Raw genomic sequence first — 19,043 nt, 5'->3', positions numbered from 1 at the left:
ACGTCCGGCCCCGCTGCGCGGTCGATCCGGTACCACTCGCCGTGGGCGACGCCCTCGGGCAGGCAGCCCGCCGGCACGGTGCCCAGCACGTCGAACCGGTACTCGACCGAGGGGCAGGGCGGCTGATCATCTACGCTCGGCCCGGGGACACGGGAGACGAGGGGGAGCCGGGCATGGCTGCAATCAGTCTGCGCAAGGTGGAGGAGACCGCGCCCGCGCTCGCCGGGCCGTACCGGGAGGCAGGGGTCTGCCTGCGCAAGCACGGCCTGGACGGACTGCGGGCCGCCGTGTACCTGGTGGTCGACTACTCGGGTTCGATGAAGCCGTACTACAAGGACGGCAGCGTGCAGGCGCTCGCCGACCGGGTGCTGGGCCTGTCCGCGCATCTGGACGACGACGGCCGGGTACCGGTGGTCTTCTTCTCCACGGACGTCGACGCGGTCACCGACATCGCCCTCGACGGCCACGAGGGCCGGATCGAGCAGATCGCGGCCGGGCTCGGGCACATGGGCAAGACCAGCTACCACCTGGCGATGGACGCCGTCATCGACCACTACCTGGACAGCGGCGCCACGGACCCCGCGCTGGTCGTCTTCCAGACCGACGGCGGCCCCATCAACAAGCTCGCCGCGGAGCGCTACCTGTGCAAGGCGGCCAAACTGCCGCTGTTCTGGCAGTTCGTCGGCTTCGGCGACCCGGAGAGCCGGCAGTTCGAGTTCCTGCGGAAACTGGACGAGCTGGCGGTGCCCGGCAGGCGCATCGTGGACAACGCCGGCTTCTTCCACGCGGGCCAGGACCCACGGCGGGTCTCCGACACCGACCTGTACGACCGTCTCGTCGGCGAGTTCCCCCACTGGCTGGCGGCGGCACGCGCCGCGGGCGTCGTACGGCCGGCCTGAGCCATGCGCCGACGCCGTCCCCGATCCGCCTGAACTGATCCTCGGTGAGGGAGGGTTCGAGGGCGCCGACGTTCTCCGCCGGATGGGCGGGTGAGGAGCAGGGTCTGCTCGTCGCCGGCCGCACTCCCGGCGGCCGGCGCGTGTACGACGGCGGGGCGCCCGCGACCGTACGCCCCTTCCGCACCCTCCTGGAGGCGGGACTGCCCACCCGGGTGATCCGGGAGGTGCCGGACTGCGTGCGCGGCAGCGAGGCGGAAGCCGAGCCCTGTCCGACGCCGATGCTGCTGGAGCAGGTGCAGGGTCCCGAGGACCGCATCGCCCGGCTGGAGGGCGCGCGGACCTCGCTCACCAGGCTCCCCTGGTCTACTCGCCTCCCGGTCCGGTCGCGTCGTCGAGAACCACGTCCCGGCACTCCTCCGGCGTGCCCCACGCCGTGCGCAGGGCGCGGGCCCTGGTCAGCCACAGGGACAGGTCGTACTCCGTCGTGTACCCGATCGCGCCGTGCAGCTGCAGCGCCGCGCGCGCGGTCGCGTACGCCGCCTCGCACGCCGTCAGCTTGGCGGCGGCCGCATCCGCGGGACGCAGGGACACCGCCGCCCCGAAGAGCAGCGGGCGGGCGAACTCCAGGGCGGTCTTCGCGTCGGCGAGGCGGTGCTTGACCGCCTGGAAGGAGCCGATGGGCACGCCGAACTGCGTGCGCTGCTTCACGTACGCCACCGTCCGGTCGAGCAGGGCGAGGCCCACACCGAGGGCCTGCGCGGCGGTGGCGAGGCGGGCCCAGGTGAGGGCATGGGCGTTCGGCGGGCCGGGGGCGAGGAGTTCCCCGCCGGGGGCCAGCGCGGTCAGACGGCGGGCGGGGTCGAGACCGGGGCGGACCGGGCCGGGGCCCGGGGACAGGTACAGGCCCTCGCCGGTCGGGGCGAGGTGGAGCGTGGCCGCATCGCCGTCCAGGGCGTAACCGCTGGGTGCCGCCACGGTCGCCAGGGTGTCGCCCGCCGCGAGAGAAGGCAGGAACCGCTTGGCCGCCCGGTCCTCGCCGAGCAGCACGGCCGCCGCGACCGTCTCCACCAGCGGCCCCGGCACCGCATGTCTGCCCAGCTCCACGAAGGCGACGGCCAGTTCCACCGGGTGCGGCCCCAGCCCCTCGTACTCCTGCGGCACCGCGAGAGCGAACACCCCCGCCGCTGCGACACGGCGCCACAGCGCACGGCCGCTCGCATGGTCGCCGCGGCTCCAGTCCCGGATCACCGCCGGGGTGTCCGCCGCCGTCAGCATCGCGTTCAGCGAGCCGGCGAAGGCGCGCTGCTCGGCGTCGAGGAGGAAGCGCATCAGCGGCGTCCCTTCGGCAGGCCGAGCAGTCGCTCGGCGACGATGTCGCGCTGGATCTCGTTGGTGCCGGCGTAGATGGGTCCGGCGAGGGAGAAGACGTACCCCTCCGTCCAGGCCGTGTCCGCCAACTCACCCTCCTTGCCCAGCAGATCGAGCGCCGTCTCGTGCAGCGCGAGGTCGTACTCGGACCAGAACACCTTGTTCATGCTGGACTCCGGGCCGAGCGAGGCGCCGTCCAGGAAGCGGGAGGCGGCCGCATAGGTGAACAGCTGGTAGGCACGGGCGCCGATCACCGCGTCGGCCACCCGGGCACGCGCCTGCCCGGGGCGGCCCCGCGCCGTCCACAGCTCGAGCAGCCGGGCGGCGGAGGCGAGGAAGCGGCCGGGGGAGCGCAGGGTGAGGCCACGCTCGTTGCCCGCCGTGGACATCGCGATCCGCCAGCCCTGCCCGGGCTCGCCGATCACGTCCTCGTCCGGCACGAACACCTCGTCCAGGAACAGCTCCGCGAAGGCCGGTTTCCCGTCCAGGCGGCCGATCGGGCGGACGGTGACGCCGGGGGCGCGCAGATCGAACATGAGGTAGGTGAGCCCCTGGTGGGGCTTCGCGGTGCCGGGGTCGGTGCGGAACAGGCCGAAGGCCCGGTCGGCGAAGGCCGCCCGCGAGGACCAGGTCTTCTGCCCGGTCAGCAGCCAGCCGCCGTCCGTCCGTACGGCCCTGGAGGTGAGCGAGGCCAGGTCGGAGCCCGCCTCCGGCTCGGACCAGGCCTGCGCCCAGACCACCTCGCCGGAGGCCATCGGGGGCAGCACCCGCGCGCGCTGCTCCGCGGTGCCGTGGTCTAAGAGGGTCGGGGCGAGGAGGCTGACGCCGTTCTGGCCCACCCGGCCGGGCGCCCCCGCCGACCAGTACTCCTCCTCGAAGACCAGCCACCCGATGAGGGAGGCCGCACGGCCGCCGTACTCCTCGGGCCAGGACACCACCGACCAGCGGTCCGCGGCCAGTTCCGCCTCCCACGCGCGGTGTGCCGCGAAGCCCTCCGCGGTCTCCAGGGAGGGCAGCGGGGTGCGGGGCACGTGTTCCTGCAGCCAGGTGCGGGCCTCGGCGCGGAACTCCTCGTCGGCCGGAGCATGGGTCAGGTCCACGGTCGCCGTCACCAACCTTCCCTAACAAGTGTTTGGTAGATTAGCGTGGCCCTATGACAAGCGTCGAGAGTCCGGCGTACGAGCCCGGGCACGGACTGTTGCAGGGCCGCACGGCCGTCGTCACCGCGGCGGCCGGCGCGGGCATCGGCGGGGCGACCGCGCGCCGCTTCCTGGAGGAGGGCGCCGGGGTGCTGATCAGCGACGCCCACACACGCCGCCTGAAGGAGCACGAGGCCCGGCTGGGCCGGGAGTTCCCCGGCGCGGTGACGGCGCTGCCCTGCGACGTCACCGACGAGGCCCAGGTGCGGGCGCTGTTCGAGGCGGCCGTACAGGAACACGGAAGACTCGACATCGTCGTCAACAATGCGGGGCTGGGCGGGACTTCGGACCTCGTCGACATGACCGACGAGCAGTGGTCCCGCGTCCTGGACGTCACCCTGAACGGCACCTTCCGCTGCACCCGGGCGGCTCTGCGCGTCATGCGGGACACCGGCGGCGGGGTGATCGTCAACAACGCCTCGGTGGTCGGCTGGCGCGCCCAGGCCGGGCAGGCCCACTACGCCGCAGCGAAGGCCGGGGTGATGGCGCTGACCCGGTGCGCCGCGATCGAGGCGGCCGCCTACGGGGTGCGGGTCAACGCGGTGGCGCCCAGCCTCGCCATGCACCCGCACCTGGCGAAGGTCACCTCGGCCGAACTGCTCCGGGAACTGACCGGGCGGGAGGCCTTCGGGCGGTACGCCGAGCCCTGGGAGGTGGCCAACGTGATCGTGTTCCTCGCCTCCGGCTACTCCTCGTACCTCACCGGCGAGGTCGTCGCCGTCAGCAGCCAGCATCCCTGACGACGGGCAGACCACAATGGGTTCGTGCCGACCAAGAAGAAGCCCCAGGTGACCGCCCCGAAGAAGCCCACGGCGGCCGCCGCCCAGGCGCGCCGCAGCGAACTCCTCGACACCGCGGCCGAGGTTTTCGCCGAACAGGGCTACAACGCCACCACCGTCCGGACCATCGCCGACCACGCCGGGATGCTCGCGGGCAGCCTCTACTACCACTTCGATTCCAAGGAGTCGATGCTGGAGGAGATCCTGCGCACCTTCCTGGACGAGCTGTGGGACGGCTACGACACCGTCCTGGCCTCCGGACTCGGACCCCGCGAGACCCTTCGGGCCCTGGTCACCGAGTCCTTCCGGGAGATCGACCGGCACCGCGCCGCCGTCGCGATCTACCAGAAGGAGAGCAAGCAGCTCGTGGCGCAGGACCGCTTCGCCTTCCTCGCCGACTCGCAGCGCCGGTTCGAGAAGGCGTGGCTGTCCACGCTGGAACGCGGAGTCGCCGAGCGCGTCTTCCGCGCCGACCTGGACGTCCGGCTCACCTACCGGTTCGTCAGGGACACGGTGTGGGTCGCCGCGTCCTGGTACCGGCCCGGCGGACAGCACAGCCCGGAGGAGATCGCCCGGCAGTACCTGTCGATGGTGCTGGACGGGATCGCCGTACGCGAATGACATCACGCTCAACACCCCTTTTCCTGTGAGGGAGTCGCCATGGCCGAGGCCTACATCGTCGAAGCGGTCCGCACGCCCGTCGGGCGGCGCGGGGGAGGGCTCGGCCGGGTCCATCCGGCCGACCTGGGCGCGCACGTGCTCAAGGCGCTCGTGCAGCGGGCCGGGATCGACCCGGCCGCCGTGGAGGACGTCGTCTTCGGCTGCCTGGACGCGGTCGGGCCCCAGGCCGGGGACATCGCCCGCACCTGCTGGCTGGCCGCGGGTCTGCCCGAGGAGGTGCCGGGCGTCACCGTCGACCGGCAGTGCGGCTCCTCCCAGCAGGCCGTGCACTTCGCCGCACAGGCCGTGCTCTCCGGCACTCAGGACCTGGTGGTCGCGGGCGGGGTGCAGAACATGTCCCAGATCCCCATCGCCTTCGCCTCCCGGCAGGCCGCCGCTCCCCTCGGCCTGACCGACGGCCCCTTCCTCGGCAGCACCGGCTGGCGTGGCCGCTACGGCGACCAGCCCGTCAACCAGTTCGCCGGTGCCGAGATGATCGCCGCCAAGTGGGGCATCAGCCGCGAGGACCAGGAGGAGTTCGCCCTGCGTTCGCACCGGCGGGCGGTGTGGGCCGTGGACTCGGGCCGCTTCGAGCGCGAGACCGTCCCCTACGGCGAGGTCAGCGTCGACGAGGGCCCGCGCCGGGACACCTCCCTGGAGAGGATGGCCGCGCTGAAACCCGTCCTCGACGGCGGCACCATCACCGCGGCCTGCTCCTCCCAGGTCTCCGACGGGGCCGCGGCCATGCTGCTCGCCTCCGAGCGGGCGGTACGGGACCACGGGCTGCGCCCACGCGCCCGTGTCCACCATCTCTCCGTGCGTGGCGAGGACCCCATCCGCATGCTCTCCGCGCCCATCCCGGCCACCGCGCACGCCCTGAAGAAGACCGGCCTGGCCATCGACGCCATCGACCTCGTGGAGATCAACGAGGCCTTCGCACCGGTCGTCCTCGCCTGGCTGAAGGAGACCGGAGCGGACCCGGAGAAGGTCAACGTCAACGGCGGAGCGATCGCCCTCGGCCATCCGCTCGGCGCGACCGGCGTCCGGCTGATGACGACCCTGCTGCACGAACTGGAGCGCACCGGAGGCCGGTTCGGCCTCCAGACCATGTGCGAGGGCGGCGGCCAGGCGAACGTGACGATCATCGAACGCGTGTGACCGGAACGGCGACAAGCGGGGCCACCCACTTCGGCGGACGGAGTCCGGCGCAGGCTCCCGAAGCCTGGGAGGCCCCCTGGGGCCGGGCAGTGCGAGGAGGGGACGTCGGGGAGGACGGTGCCGTGTGCGAGGGCGGCGGCCGGGCGCACGTGACGATCACCGAACGCGTCTGAGCCCCTCCAGCCCCGCCAGCACCTCCTCCGCCTCCTTCACGATCCGCTCCACCAGTTCCGCGCACGACGGCAGGTCGTCGATGACCCCGGCGACCTGCCCGGAGGCCATCACACCGAGGTCCGTACGGCCGTCTACCATCGCCGACTTCAGCAGCATCGGCGTGTTCGCGGCCAGCAGCACCTGGCTCCAGGACAGCTCCTTGCCGTGGCGCAGGGCCAGCCCGTCGCGGACCATCTGCTGCCAGGTGAGCCCGGACAGCCGCCGGAAGCCCGCCGCCCGCCGCACGGCGTGGACCAGGGCCGGTATCCGTCCGGACCGCTCCAGGGCGTCCACCAGTTCCGTGCGCAGCATCCGGTGGGGCAGCCCGTCCACCGCCCGGGTGACCGTGACGTCCCGGACCGTCGCCGCCAGATACCTCGCCTTCACCGCGTCGGGCACCGTCGAGTCCGAGGTGAGCAGGAACCGCGTCCCCATCGCCACTCCGGCCGCCCCGTACGCCAGCGCCGCGACCAGGCCCCGTCCGTCGAAGAAGCCGCCCGCCGCCACGACCGGTATCGGCACGGCGTCCACCACCTGCGGCAGCAGTACGGACGTCGCCACCTCGCCGGTGTGCCCGCCGCCCTCGCCGCCCTGCACGATCACCGCGTCCGCACCCCACGCGGCCACTTTCTCGGCATGGCGCCGCGCCCCGACGGACGGGATGACCACCACACCGGCCTCCTTGAGCCGGGCGATCAGCTCGGCCGAGGGGGCCAGTGCGAACGAGGCCACCCTGACGCCCTCGTCCAGCATGATCTGCACGCGATCGCTCGCATCGGCCGCGTCGGCCCGCAGATTCACCCCGAACGGAGCGTCCGTGCGCGACCGGACCTCCCGTATCGCGGCCCGCAGCCGGTCGGGGGACATCGTCGCGGAGGCCAGGATGCCGAGGGCCCCCGCGTTCGCCGCCGCCGAGACCAGCCGCGGGCCGGCCACCCAGCCCATCCCGGTCTGCACGACCGGATGGCGGATCCCGGTGAGCCGGGTCAGCGCGGTCTCCATCACCGGCTCGCCCCCTCGGGCACCTCACGCGTGCGGGCCCCGTCCGGATCCAGCTCCTCACGGATCAGCCGCAGCTCCTGCGCGGTGGGCTCCCGGGTGCAGGGCACCTCGTCCGGCTCGGTGAGCATGAAGCCGGTCGCCTCCCGCACCTGCTCCACACCCACCCCCGGATGCAGCGAGGCCAGCCGCATCGAGCGGTCGGGGGTGGCGAAGTCGAAGACACCGAGATCGGAGACGACCCGGGGGATGCGGTGGAAACGGGCCGTGCTCCCCAGCCGGGCCGCCCGGTCGTACCCCACCCCGCACACCATGTCGACCCGCTCCACGAACACCCGCCGGGAGTGCCTCGGGATCCAGTAACTCGTCGGATTGTTCAGCGTGTTGAGCGGCGCTCCGCGCACCCCGAGCAACTGCCGCCCGGGCCGTTCCCAGTCGCCGATGCAGGAGATGTTCTGGTTGCCGTGACGGTCGATCTGGCTCGCGCCCATCATCACGTGCCGCCGCCCGCCCGCGACCAGGGTCAGATGCTGCCGGTAGGGGAGCCAGCCCTCGGGGGTGCCGTCCGGGCGGACCAGCAGTGCCTCGCCGTCGGTGAGCAGCAGGTCCGGCGCGAAGGTGAGCCGGGCCAGCCGCGCGCCCAGCGAAGGGATCAGACCCATCGGGCTCGCCAGGATCTCCCCGGCGCCGCGCCAGGCGTCGGCGCAGGCGATCACGCAGTACTCGGCGCGGGTGGGCGGGAGATGAGGTGTGCGGGTGGGCGGGAGATGAGGTGTGCGGGTGGGCGGGAGATGAGGGGGGTCGGTGGGGAGGGAATCGCTCATTGGTCTCGCTCCTTCTGCCAGGCCCGCACCGAGGACCGGTACGCCTCCTCGTCCCCGGACAGGAACCGCTCGGCGAACTTCGGCCAGGGCGTGGACGTGTACAGCCGCTGGAACGCCTCGTCCCGGCCGTAGTCCGGCGCGCAGGAGGTGAAGTGCGCGCCGTTCGGTGCCTCGACCACGCCGGTCACCGCGAGCCGCTTCAGGAGCAGCGACTGCGGGGCCGTCTCCTTGGTCAACTCGGCCGTGTCGACGATCCGTTCACAGGAGACGTAGGCCGCGTCCGCCGCCTCGCAGAACAGGTCGTCGAAGTACGGGTCCGGGCCCAGGTACTGCCCGTTGCCCAGCCGGTCGGCGCGGTTGACGTGCACCAGGACGGCGTCCATCCGCAGGGCGGGCATGGCCACGAACGTCTCCCCGTCCTCGTACGGCGAAGTGACCGTCCTCAGGTCCGGGTTGACCCGCATGACGTCCGAGCCGGTACCTGCCCGCACCGGCAGGAAGGGCAGCCGTTGGGCGGCCGCGTGCAGCCCCCACATGAACATCCCCTCGTCCACCTCCGTCAGCTCGAAGTCCCCGCGCTCGCGAGCCGCCCGGTAGTGCGGTTCGAGCGGGATCGAGTCGAGGGTGACGAAGGCGGTGACCAGCTTGCGGATCCGGCCGGCCGCGGCCAGCATGCCGATGTCCGGGCCGCCGTAGGAGACGACCGTGAGGTCCCCGATCCCGGCTCGCAGCAGGGCTCTGACCAGCGCCATCGGCTTGCGTCGTGAGCCCCAGCCGCCGATGCCCAGGGTCATGCCGCTGGAGAGCCGGGAGACCGCCTCCTCGGCGGTCATCGTCTTGTCGCCCACCTAAGCACCCTCCTTCCCGAACGTGTCGCGGACCCGGTCGGCCAGTCCGCTGAGGTTGGCCTCGAACGTGAAGCCCTGTTCGAAGCGGTAACTGCGGCGCACGTCGACGGGATCGATCCCGTTGATGGCGGCCTTGGCCATGCGCAGCAGCCGCCCGTCCTTGACGGCGATCTCGCGGGCCAGCTCCAGCGCGGCCGTCCGCAGCTGTGCGCGCGGCACCACCCGCCACACCGAGCCGTGCGCGTGCAGCTCGGCGGCGCTCGCCGTGCGTGACGTGTAGTACAGCGTGCGCATCAGGTGCTGCGGGACCAGCCGGGCCAGATGCGTGGCGGCGCCCAGCGCGCCCCGGTCCAGCTCCGGCAGTCCGAAGGCGGCGTCCTCGCTCGCCACGATCGCATCCGCGTTCCCCGCCAGGCCTATCCCGCCGCCCAGGCAGAATCCCTGGACTGCGGCTATCAGCGGTGTCTCGCACTCGTAGACCGCGGCGAAGGCCTCCGCGCAGCCCTGGTTGGCGCCGATCAGGGCCTCCTGCCCGCGCGCCTGTATCTCCTTGATGTCCACGCCCGCGTTGAACCCGCGCCCCTCGGCGGCCAGCACCACGCACCGCACGTCGGGGTCGCGGCCCGCCGCGCGCACGGCCCCGGCCAGCTCGAACCAGCCCTGGACCGGCAGTGCGTTCACCGGCGGATAGTCGACGGTGACTACGGAAATCCCCTTTTCCGGGACCGACATGGAGACACCCATGGACGCATCAGCTACCTTCGCACTCAACGCCTTTCCACCAAACATTTGTTAGGTGTGAGGCTTCGAAGCTAGCAGTCGCCGAAGACGAGCGGGAGGTCCTGTGGAAAACTCCGCACGCTCCGCAGGCGGGCCTGTGGAGGACTCCGCACGCTGCGCGGACGGGCCTGTGGACGACGCGCTGCGCGGCAGAACCGTCGTCGTCACCGGTGGCACCCGGGGAGTCGGGGCGGGCATCGCACGGGCCTTCGCCGCATCCGGCGCCCAGGTGCTGGCCTGCGCCCGACGTCCTCCCGAACAGCCTCTCGACGGCGTGGAGTTCGTCCCCCTCGACCTGCGCGATGCGCCCGCGGTCCGCGCCTTCTTCGGGGCGCTTCCCCGGCTCGACGTGCTCGTCAACAACGCCGGCGGCACCCCGTACCGGCGGCTGGCCGACGCGGACGCCGAGCGGCATGCCCGGGTCATCGAGCTGAACCTTGTCACCCCGCTGACCGCCTCGCTGGCAGCCCACGAGCACCTGCGCCGCGCCCGGGGCTCGGTCGTGATGGTCGGCAGCGTCAGTGGCGGACGACCCTCGCCCGGCTCGGCCGCCTACGGAGCGGCCAAGGCGGGTCTGGAGAACCTGGCGGCCTCCATGGCCGTGGAGTGGGCCCCGGAGGTCCGCGTCAACACACTGGTCGTCGGCATGGTCCGCACCGAGCTGTCCCCTCTGCACTACGGCGGCGAGGACGGCCTCGCCGCCGTCTCCCGCACCGTCCCGCTCGGACGGCTGGCCACCCCCGCGGACGTCGGCACGGCCGCCGTCTTCCTCGCCTCCGACGCGGCCGCATACATCAGCGGGGCGAGCCTGCTCGTGCACGGGGGCGGGGAGCGGCCCGCGTTCCTGGACGCCGCAACCGCCAACAGGGAAGACGACCGTCAAGGAGGCCTGGGATGAGCGGAATCTGTGCAGGGCGGGTGGTCGTCGTCACCGGCGCCGGACGGGGGCTGGGCCGCGCCCACGCCCTTGCCTTCGCCGCCGAGGGTGCCCGGGTCGTCGTCAACGACCTGGGCGTCGGACTGGACGGGGTTCCGGGGCCCGGAAGTCCGGCGGGGGCCGTCGTCGCCCGGATCCGGGACGCGGGCGGGGAAGCCGTCGCGCACGGCGGCGACATCGCGACCACCGAGGGGGCCGCCTCGCTCGTCCGGACCGCCGTCGAGACGTACGGCCGGCTCGACACCCTCGTCAACAACGCCGGTTTCCTGCGCGACCGCATGCTCGTCAACCTCGACGAGGACGACTGGGACGCTGTGCTCCGGGTCCACCTCAAGGGCCACTTCCTGCCCCTCAGGCACGCCGCCGCGCACTGGCGGGCCGAGACCAAGGCCGGGCGCACCCCGGTGGCCCGGATCGTCAACACCAGCAGTGGGGCGGGTCTGCTGGGGTCGGTCGGGCAGGGGAACTACAGCGCCGCCAAGGCCGGGATCATCGGGCTGACCCTCGTCGCGGCGGCCGAACTGGCCCGCTACGGCGTCCAGGTCAACGCCGTCGCCCCGGCCGCCCGTACCCGCATGACGGAACGCACCTTCGCCGAGACCATGGCGGCCCCGGCCGCCGGCTTCGACGTCATGGCTCCCGAGAACGTCTCCCCGCTCGTCGTCTGGCTCGGCTCCGCCGCGAGCGAGGGGGTGACCGGCCGGGTCTTCGAGGCGGAGGGCGGCCGGATCACCGTCATGGAGGGCTGGCGCCCGGGCCCCGCCATCGATCGCGGCGCGCGCTGGACACCGGCCGGGGCAGGGGACGCTGCGCTGAAACTGCTGGCCGAGGCGGAGGTGCCGGGGGCGGTGTACGGGGCCTAGCCCCGGCAGGGCCACCCGCCCGGCCCGCCAGAGCCGCCTGCCCGGCCCGGCAAGCCACCCGCCCGGCCCGCCAGAGCCACCCGCCCGGCCAGGCAAGCCACCAGCCCGGCCCGCCAGAGCCACCCGACCGACCCGCCTGCCCGGCCTGCCCGACCGGCCGCACAGGCCCTGGAGGCCGGGGAGTTCAGCCGGTCAGGCGGGTTGCGGCCGCGCGCTGACGCTCGCTCATGACGGACAGGAAGCGGATGACGGTGTTCAGCTCGTCCGTGCTGAACTCCTCGCAGGCCTCGACGACGTCGCGTGCCCAGTCCTCGAAGAACACGGCCAGTTCGGCGATCTTCTCCTGGTTCAGCTCGACGAGCACCCGGCGCTTGTCCGTCGGGTGCTTGACCCTGCGCACAAATCCCTTGCCCTCCAGCCGGTCCAGCAGGCCGGTGACGGAGGCGGGGGCGAGTCCGGTCAGCTCGGCCAGTTCCTTGGCGGTGAGCGGTCCGCCGCGCTGGAGGTAGTCGAGGGTCTTCTCCTCCGTGGCGTTCAGTCCCTGCTTGGCGGCGATCGCCGAGTGGAACATGACCGTCACGGCACTGTGGTTCCGCCCGACGTCCATGAGGTGCCGCAATGTCTCGGCGCGCTTGCCGTCTGCCTCGGTCATGGAGCCAGGCTAACAAATATTTCGTTCGGTCGAACAAAGGACTTGCGATCACATCCGTCCCGGTGGAAGTCTTTCGTTAGTCCGAACGAAATAAATCTGGAGCAGGGGAGACGTCCGTGTCCACGATCCTCACCGCACACCCGCCCACCACGCAGGAGCCGAACCCGCGCCGCTGGGCCGCCGCCGTCGTGATGATGATCGCGGCGCTGATGGACCTGTTGGACGGCACGATCGTCAACGTGGCGGTCCCGTCCGTCGGCCGCGATCTGCACGCGTCGCCGAGCGATCTGCAGTGGCTGGTCTCCGCCTATCTGCTCGGCTTCGCCGCGGCCCTGATCGTCTCCGGTCACCTCGGCGACCGCTTCGGCCGCCGCCCGCTCTTCCTCGTCGGTACGGCCGGCTTCGGACTGGCCAGTCTGGCCTGCGGTATCGCCCAGACGCCGGGACAGCTGATCGCCGCGCGGGCGGTGCAGGGGGTGCTGGCCGCGGTGCTGGTGCCGCAGGTGCTCGGTTCCTTCCGCACGCTGTTCCGGGGCAAGGAGCGCGGGGCCGCCTTCGGGATGTACGGAGCCGTCGCCGGCTTCGCCTCCGCGGTCGGGCTGCTGCTCGGCGGGGTGCTCACCGATGCCGACCTGTTCGGCTGGGGCTGGCGCTCGGTGTTCCTGGTGAACGTCCCGGTGGCGGTGGGGACTTTCGTGGGTGGCCTGCTGCTGGTGCCGGCCACGCGGGAGCGGTCGGCGGGTCGGCCGGACGTGCTGGGCAGCCTGTTGCTGGCCGGCGGGCTGGTCGCGATCGTGCTGCCGCTGGTGCAGGGGCGGGAGAACGACTGGCCGCTGTGGGGCTGGGCCTGCCTCGCCGCCGGAGTGGCCGCGGTCGTCGGGCTCGGACGGTACGAGGCGCGACGGCACCGGCCGGGGACGGTGCCGCTGCTGCCCGCGCGTGCCTTCGGGCTCCCGGCGTTCTCGGTGGGCGTGGTGGTCCAGTTGCTGTTCTCCGTCGGCATGCAGGGGTTCTTCCTGGTCTTCGCGCTCTGGCTGCAGGGCGGTGAGGGGTACACCCCGATGCAGGCCGGGCTGGTGACCGTGGCCTTCTCGGCCGGAGGGTTCCTGACCGCGCCCGCGGCGGACGGTCTTGCCGTGCGGTTCGGGCGGACGGTGCTGGGAGCCGGGGCGCTGATGATGGCGGGCGGCTTCGGCTGGGTGTGGGCGGCGGTGGACGCCTCGCCGGCCGTGCACACCGGGGCGTGGCCGCTGGCGCCGGGGCTGCTGATCGCCGGGGCGGGCCTCGGGTTCCTGGTGGTGCCGCTGGTGAACGTGGTGCTGTCGGCCGTGCCGGGCGAGCTGGCCGGCGGGGCGTCCGGGATCTTCTCCACGGCTCAGCAGTTCGGGGGAGCGCTGGGAGCCGCTGTGGTCGGGACGGTGTTCTTCGGGCACGCGGGGGAGGGCCCGAGCCGGGCACTCGCGGCCGCGATGCCGTGGGTGGTGGGGGTGTTCGTGGTGTGCGGGGTGCTGTGTGCGGGACTGCCCCGGCGTGCGGTGGCGGGGCATGCGGGCGGGCCCGAGGTGCCCGGTCCCGATGTGGCCGGCTGTGATGCCCCCCGATGCGGCCGGCCGGGGTGTGCCCGGTGTGCGAGGTGATGTCCCGGGTGTGCGGGGCTAGGGCGGGGCCGCCCAGCGCCCGCGGCAGCGGGCAGGAGCACGCTTGCACTCTTCGGGGGGACTGCTGAGCTCGTGCAGGCGTCTTCCGGTGGCTGGAGCTGGACAGGCAAGGGCGCCGATGGAGCATCCGGCACTGCCGTCGACGGGGCGTGTTACGCGACCGCGGAAGAAGCAGCGGCCCATGCGGGCGCATTCCTCAAAGAACACGCCCTCGGTACTGTCGGCCAGTCCTGGTGGAGCTTCTCTCGTTGGTCATCTGCGGGCCCGGACGAGGATGGCCGTGAGGTGGAGTGCACCCTCGTGGGTGAGGGTCGGTTTGTCGGTGCGCATGACCGGGCCCCGCCACTGTTTCCAGCGGTCGATGCATCGCTCGACGGTGTTGCGCTGTTTGTACGCCTCGGGACCGAAGCCCGGCGGCCGACCACCCCGCGTGCCGCGCCGCAGCCGGTGGCGCACCTGATCCACCGGCTGCGGGATGGCCGCTCGGATGTGCCGTTCACGCGGATGAGAGCGGATCGCACGGGAGGAGTGGGCGCCATCCGCGATCACCTCATCCGGCCGGGTACGCGGACGGCCGGGGCCGGTGCGTGGCACGCGGAGCGCGGCCATCACGGCGGTGAACGTCGGTGCGTCCCCGGGTTGTCCGCCCGTCAGGGTGATCGCCAAGGGGCGCGCTCAAGCGTCGCCGGCCAGGTGAACCTGGGTGAACGGACACGTCCGATCAACTGCTCGGCCCGTCAAAGAGACGCGCCCTAGGTGTCGCACTCCAGCACCGTCCGGCACAGGCCGCACCGGGCGCGGACCCGCCCCCGTACCGGCACCCTGATCCTCTGGTGGCAGGTGGGGCACGGGAAGGACACCCGGAGGCGGCCGCCGGGGCCGGGGTCGGCGGTGAAGGTGTAGGCCCCGGCGGGCTGCACCGCGGGCGCACGGCGGCGGTCGTGGGCGTAACGGCGGCGCCCCGCCCAGCCGGCCGCGGTCAGCGGCGGCTGCTGCTCGTCCCGCCGGGCCCGGGCCATGCCCGCGGCGTAGGCCGTGTACGCCTGCGGGCTGGTGAACCACACGGAGGGATCCTCATGGAAGAGCAGGGCCCGTTTGGCGAGGACGTAACCGAACTCCTCCGGCGTGAGATAGCCCAGCTTCTGGGAGGAGTCCCGGTCCTCGCGGTAGGCGTCCAGCAGCAGCCAGCCCGCCCCCAGGTAGGTCGTCGCCGTGTCCGTCAGGATCTCGTTCTCCGCCGTGGTCGGGAAGGAGAGGTCGAGGCGGTGCAGATAGACGTGCATCACCTCGTGGGCGAGGGCCGCGCCGATGTCCCTGCGGTGGGTGCGAAAGCGGTCGTTCAGCTCCACGAAGTACTCGGGTCCCGCCACCAGTTCGACGTTCGCCGCATGGGTCATCTCCCGGAAGCCGACGATCAGCCGGGCGTCCGGCAGCCGGAAGTGCCGCACGATCTCCCGGGCCACCCGCTGCGCCCCCAGATGCAGGTCGTCCGTGTCGCAGAAGGCCACGTCGGCGGGGACCAAGCTGGTCGAGAAGGTCTGGACGGTGTCGTACGACAGCCGCCTGTACAGCGCGGTGATGGCGGCCCGCACCGTCTCCAGATGCGGGTATCCGTGCTCGACCGGTCCGCCGTTCGCCACGTCCGACCCCCAAAGACGCCCGGAACTCCCCTCCACTCTATGCGGGGCGAGCTCCCGGCGCGGTGTGTGTTCCAGCCTTGCCCTGCACACCGTGCCGGGACCTCCGTACACCGCTCACCACGGCTGCAGGCGGGGTGCGGACGCGTCCCCTGGCACCGGCGCCGGCGCGGTGCGGACGCGTCCCCTCGCACCGGCCGCAGACGCGGTGCGGACACGCCCCTCACACCGGCCGCAGACGCGGTGCGGACGCGTTTCTGCCCGGCCCCGCGTCCTGGAGCTCCAGTACCCACACCTCGTTCTCGCCCTCCCGCAGTGCCGGACCGGGGACGTACAGGGACCGCTGGGGTCCCACGGACCAGTAGCGGCCGAGGCCGAAGCCGTTCACCCAGGCGAAGCCCCGCGTCCAGCCCGGCAGTTCCAGCCGTGCGTCACCGGCGCCGCGGACCGTGACGGTGCCCCGGTACAGCCCCGGTGTGCCGTCCCCGGGCGGCACACCGAACGGCACCGCCTCCACACCGTCGGCGAAGGCGTCCAGATCCAGCCCACGCGCGCGTACCCCGTGCAGATACTGCCGCTCGTGCAGGACGCCCCCGGTGACGCCCTTCGCCTCGCCGCAGCGCGGGCCGTAGGTGACCCTCCCCAGGGACTCCACCCACAGCTCCACGCGCGCGGGACCCGCGACGGGTTCCTTCAGCCGGGGCTCGTCCTCGGTGAGCACCCCGGCCCGCTCTCCGTCGACGTACACCACCGCGAGATCCCTGAGTCCGCGGACCGACAGCGGGTACGGCTGCCGTGGCCCGGGCACGGCGACCTCGTAGCGCACCAGGCCCCGGCCGATGCCCAGTTCCTCGAACGTCGGCGGAACGGGCGTGTCGGTCTGCGTGCCGCCGAGCGCCTCCAGGACGTCACCGAGAGGAGCCCATCCACGGAGCGCCACGTCCGCAGGAGAACCCAACCGAGCAGGTGGCGCCGGGGGTTCGGGCAGAGGGCCGGGGTGGTACTCGGTGAGTACCCGACGGAAGCGCCAGAACTTCTCCGTGGGGCGCCCGTACTCGTCGACGGGGGCGTCGTAGTCGTAGGAGGTCACATCCGGCTCCAGGGGACCCTCGTGCAGCTCGCCGCCGCCCCGGTTGGCGCCCGCCCAGCCCGCGAAACTCGTGCCGCCGTGGGCCATGTACACGTTCACCGAGGCCCCGCACTCCAGGATCTCCCGCAGGGCCCCGGCCGCCTCCCCCGGGTCCCGTACGACGTGGGCGCCGCCCCAGTGGTCGAACCAGCCGCACCAGAACTCCATGCACATCAGCGGGCCCTTCGGGCGGTGCCGGCGCAGGGTCTCGAAGGCCGCGCGCGCGTGCGAGCCGAAGTTCACCGTGGCGAGCACTCCCGGCAGCGAGCCGCCGGTGAGCATGTGGTCCTCGGGGCCGTCGGAGGTGCACAGCGGGACCGTGACCCCCTTGACCCGCAGCAACTCGGCCAGCTGCTCGAGGTAGTCGGCGTCCGAGCCGTAGCTGCCGTACTCGTTCTCGACCTGCACCATGATCACCGGTCCGCCCCGGTCGGTCTGCCGGGGCACGATCTCGCGCAGCAGGTGGTGGAACCAGTTCCGCACGTGGAACAGGAAGCGCTCGTCGCGGGTACGCGCGCGCGTACCCACCTCGCCCGTCACCCAGTGCGGCAGCCCGCCGTTCTCCCACTCGGCGCAGATGTACGGCCCCGGCCGCACGATCGCCCACAGGCCGGCCGCACGGACCGCGTCCAGGAACCGCCCGACCGCCTGCACGTCCCGGAACCGTCCCGGGTCCGGCTGGTGCAGGTTCCACGGGACGTACGTCTCCACGCAGTTGAGGCCCATGGCCCGCAGGGTCTCCAGCCGGTGTCGCCAGTGACCCTCGTGCACCCGGAAGTAGTGCAGCGCGCCGGACAGCAGCCGTACCGGGCGCCCGTCCAGCAGGAAGCCCGATTCCCCCACCGTGAACTCGCTCATGCGGCCAAGCCTCGGCCCTGGCGGAGCTGCGCACCATGGACGAAGATCGGCGCTGCTTGGACAAAAGTCCGCCGCCGACGCCGGGGGGAGCGCCGATGTACCACACCTGGATGCGGTTCTTCAGCCCCGGCCCGGCCCACCACCGCCTCGGCCTGGTCTGCCTCGGCGTCGGACTCCAGTACGGCGCGCTGCCCACGGTCGGGCCCCGCACCCTCGACCATCACGTGGCCGTCGTGATCAGCACGGGCGGCGGGTGGTACCGGGGCGCCGACGGCCGCCGTTCGGCCGTCACCGCGCCCGCGCTGCTGTGGCTCACCCCCGGCGTGCCGCACCACTACGGGCCCGACCCGGACACGGGCTGGGACGAGGGCTTCGTCGACTTCGCGGGGCCCGCCGCCGCGACCTACACCGAACTCGGCTACATCGAGCCCGAGCGGCCCGTCGTCCCGCTCTCGGACGCGACCGGACCGCGCGCGGTCGTCGCCCGCATCGCCCGAGCCGCCCGCCGTGGCAACCCGCTGCTGGAGGTGGAGACCGGCGCCGCCGTCCACGAGCTGCTCGTCGCCCTGCGCCGCGCCCGCGCCGACCTTGCACCCGACGGCGACCAGGTGCTCCAGGCCCTCGCCCGGGACGCCTGCCGGCCGATGAGCGTCGCCGACCACGCCGCCCGGCACGGGATGACCCCCGCCGAGCTGCGCAGCGCCGTGCGCCGTGCTGCCGGCTGCAGCCCCAAGGACTACCTCCTCGGCATCCGCCTCGGCCGCGCCAAGGAACTCCTCGCCGCCACCGAACTGCCGGTCGCGGCCGTCGCCCGGCGCGTCGGCTACGACGACCCCGCCTACTTCTCCCGCCTGTTCACCCGCCGGGTGGGCCTCGCCCCGGTCCGCTTCCGCGCCCAGCAGGGGCGCAGCGTCCCCGGCGGCTGGAGCGACCGGATCCCGGACCCGGACGACCCTCCGATGCTCCACGGCTGACCGCATGGTGATCGGCCGGTGAAGGGACGCTCTGCTCCCCGATAGGTTGGCGCCCATGACCATCAGCAACACCGGTAACGGTGACGTCGACCCCGAGGTCCGCCAGGAGCTGGAGCGGCTGCGCGACAGCATCGACAACATCGACGCGGCTGTCGTCCACATGCTCGCCGAGCGTTTCAAGTGCACCCAGCAGGTCGGCCGGCTCAAGGCGCTGCACCAGCTGCCGCCCGCCGACCAGGCCCGCGAGGCCCGGCAGATCGAGCGGCTGCGCAGCCTCGCCGGGAACGCCAAGCTCGACCCGGCCTTCGCCGAGAAGTTCCTGAACTTCATCATCGCCGAGGTGATCCGGCACCACGAGTCCATCGCCGAGGACACCGCGAACGGGCAGCCCGCCCGGGCAGACTGATCCGCAGCGACGGGCAGGAAGCAGGCAGCGGGTCAGGCAACGGAGGGGCGGGTAGCAGGCGGGCAGGCAGCGGAGGGGCGGGTAGCGGGCGGGCAGGCAGCGGAGGGGCGGGTAGCAGACGGGCAGGCAGGGTGCGAGAACGGACATTTGCCGTGTACCGGTCCACCCCTGTGCGCTGTCGACGCCATCAGGCAGCATGGCC

18 protein-coding genes and 1 pseudogene are annotated in these 19,043 nt (G+C 72.8%); 9 read left to right on the top strand and 10 right to left on the bottom strand.

The features are described from left to right. The first annotated feature begins 173 nt into the window (after positions 1-173). Complete coding sequence (locus tag AB0H32_RS08615; protein ID WP_361116297.1) at positions 174-899, top strand: VWA domain-containing protein; 726 nt, start codon at positions 174-176, stop codon at positions 897-899. Between the two features lie 363 nt (positions 900-1,262). Here AB0H32_RS08615 and AB0H32_RS08610 read toward each other — a convergent pair whose 3' ends face one another. Together AB0H32_RS08610 and AB0H32_RS08605 are read right to left on the bottom strand one after the other, a co-directional pair. Next, complete coding sequence (locus AB0H32_RS08610) at positions 1,263-2,228, bottom strand: acyl-CoA dehydrogenase family protein (RefSeq protein ID WP_361116294.1); 966 nt, start codon at positions 2,226-2,228, stop codon at positions 1,263-1,265. After that, positions 2,228-3,367 (bottom strand): acyl-CoA dehydrogenase family protein, encoded by a 1,140-nt coding sequence (locus AB0H32_RS08605; protein WP_361116352.1) that lies wholly within the window; start codon positions 3,365-3,367, stop codon positions 2,228-2,230. Before AB0H32_RS08605 ends, AB0H32_RS08610 begins: the two co-directional genes overlap by 1 nt. A gap of 53 nt (positions 3,368-3,420) precedes the next feature. Here AB0H32_RS08605 and AB0H32_RS08600 point away from each other — a divergent pair, with 53 nt between their 5' ends. Genes AB0H32_RS08600 through AB0H32_RS08590 form a run of 3 tightly spaced genes read left to right on the top strand, consistent with a single transcriptional unit; the run spans position 3,421 to position 6,063 of the window. Continuing rightward, positions 3,421-4,206 (top strand): SDR family oxidoreductase, encoded by a 786-nt coding sequence (locus AB0H32_RS08600; RefSeq protein WP_361116291.1) that lies wholly within the window; start codon positions 3,421-3,423, stop codon positions 4,204-4,206. Positions 4,207-4,230: 24 nt separating this feature from the next. Further along, the gene (locus AB0H32_RS08595) at positions 4,231-4,866 is read left to right on the top strand and encodes a TetR/AcrR family transcriptional regulator (RefSeq protein WP_361116288.1); all 636 of its coding nucleotides are present in this window, start codon (positions 4,231-4,233) and stop codon (positions 4,864-4,866) included. A gap of 39 nt (positions 4,867-4,905) precedes the next feature. Then, a complete protein-coding gene (locus tag AB0H32_RS08590) occupies positions 4,906-6,063 on the top strand; it encodes an acetyl-CoA C-acetyltransferase (RefSeq protein WP_361116286.1) in 1,158 nt (385 codons plus the stop codon). Positions 6,064-6,219: 156 nt separating this feature from the next. Here the strand turns inward: AB0H32_RS08590 and AB0H32_RS08585 are convergent, their stop codons facing one another. Genes AB0H32_RS08585 through AB0H32_RS08570 form a run of 4 tightly spaced genes read right to left on the bottom strand, consistent with a single transcriptional unit; the run spans position 6,220 to position 9,691 of the window. Further along, positions 6,220-7,278, bottom strand: a complete 1,059-nt coding sequence (locus AB0H32_RS08585; RefSeq protein ID WP_361116350.1) for a nitronate monooxygenase — start codon at positions 7,276-7,278, stop codon at positions 6,220-6,222. After that, positions 7,278-8,099 (bottom strand): CoA-transferase, encoded by an 822-nt coding sequence (locus AB0H32_RS08580; RefSeq protein ID WP_361116283.1) that lies wholly within the window; start codon positions 8,097-8,099, stop codon positions 7,278-7,280. Before AB0H32_RS08580 ends, AB0H32_RS08585 begins: the two co-directional genes overlap by 1 nt. Then, positions 8,096-8,947 carry a CoA-transferase gene (locus AB0H32_RS08575; RefSeq protein WP_361116280.1) on the bottom strand — a complete coding sequence of 284 codons (852 nt, stop codon included), beginning with the start codon at positions 8,945-8,947 and terminating at the stop codon, positions 8,096-8,098. Before AB0H32_RS08575 ends, AB0H32_RS08580 begins: the two co-directional genes overlap by 4 nt. Then, the gene (locus AB0H32_RS08570; protein WP_361116277.1) at positions 8,948-9,691 is read right to left on the bottom strand and encodes an enoyl-CoA hydratase family protein; all 744 of its coding nucleotides are present in this window, start codon (positions 9,689-9,691) and stop codon (positions 8,948-8,950) included. It abuts the gene before it with no gap. A gap of 178 nt (positions 9,692-9,869) precedes the next feature. Between AB0H32_RS08570 and AB0H32_RS08565 the strand changes: the two genes are divergently transcribed. Together AB0H32_RS08565 and AB0H32_RS08560 are read left to right on the top strand one after the other, a co-directional pair. Next, positions 9,870-10,625 carry an SDR family oxidoreductase gene (locus tag AB0H32_RS08565; protein WP_361116347.1) on the top strand — a complete coding sequence of 252 codons (756 nt, stop codon included), beginning with the start codon at positions 9,870-9,872 and terminating at the stop codon, positions 10,623-10,625. Then, positions 10,622-11,527, top strand: coding sequence for an SDR family oxidoreductase (locus AB0H32_RS08560; RefSeq protein WP_361116274.1), 906 nt, complete (start codon positions 10,622-10,624; stop codon positions 11,525-11,527). Before AB0H32_RS08565 ends, AB0H32_RS08560 begins: the two co-directional genes overlap by 4 nt. A 184-nt stretch (positions 11,528-11,711) precedes the next feature. Here AB0H32_RS08560 and AB0H32_RS08555 read toward each other — a convergent pair whose 3' ends face one another. Then, positions 11,712-12,179 (bottom strand): MarR family transcriptional regulator, encoded by a 468-nt coding sequence (locus tag AB0H32_RS08555; RefSeq protein WP_361116271.1) that lies wholly within the window; start codon positions 12,177-12,179, stop codon positions 11,712-11,714. A gap of 116 nt (positions 12,180-12,295) precedes the next feature. Between AB0H32_RS08555 and AB0H32_RS08550 the strand changes: the two genes are divergently transcribed. After that, positions 12,296-13,816 (top strand): MFS transporter, encoded by a 1,521-nt coding sequence (locus AB0H32_RS08550; RefSeq protein WP_361116268.1) that lies wholly within the window; start codon positions 12,296-12,298, stop codon positions 13,814-13,816. A 273-nt stretch (positions 13,817-14,089) separates the two neighbouring features. Here AB0H32_RS08550 and AB0H32_RS08545 read toward each other — a convergent pair. The 3 genes and pseudogenes from AB0H32_RS08545 to AB0H32_RS08535 form a co-directional block, all read right to left on the bottom strand. Further along, positions 14,090-14,542 (bottom strand): annotated as a pseudogene (locus tag AB0H32_RS08545) (transposase); the annotation flags it as partial. A gap of 47 nt (positions 14,543-14,589) precedes the next feature. Further along, entirely contained in the window at positions 14,590-15,477 is an 888-nt protein-coding gene (locus AB0H32_RS08540; RefSeq protein WP_361116265.1) for a hypothetical protein, read from the bottom strand. A 220-nt stretch (positions 15,478-15,697) separates the two neighbouring features. Continuing rightward, entirely contained in the window at positions 15,698-17,461 is a 1,764-nt protein-coding gene (locus tag AB0H32_RS08535; RefSeq protein WP_361116262.1) for a beta-galactosidase family protein, read from the bottom strand. Positions 17,462-17,556: 95 nt separating this feature from the next. Here AB0H32_RS08535 and AB0H32_RS08530 point away from each other — a divergent pair, with 95 nt between their 5' ends. Next, positions 17,557-18,435, top strand: a complete 879-nt coding sequence (locus AB0H32_RS08530; RefSeq protein ID WP_361116259.1) for an AraC family transcriptional regulator — start codon at positions 17,557-17,559, stop codon at positions 18,433-18,435. 55 nt (positions 18,436-18,490) lie between these two features. Next, positions 18,491-18,841, top strand: coding sequence for a chorismate mutase (locus tag AB0H32_RS08525; protein WP_361116256.1), 351 nt, complete (start codon positions 18,491-18,493; stop codon positions 18,839-18,841). Positions 18,842-19,043 lie beyond the last annotated feature (202 nt).

Origin of the sequence: Streptomyces sp. NPDC020362, from assembly GCF_040642095.1 — a bacterium.
In the GTDB taxonomy this organism is placed as follows: domain Bacteria; phylum Actinomycetota; class Actinomycetes; order Streptomycetales; family Streptomycetaceae; genus Streptomyces.
The sequence above is the reverse complement of the archived record's forward strand: the minus strand, read 5'-3'. Positions and strand labels throughout refer to the sequence as shown.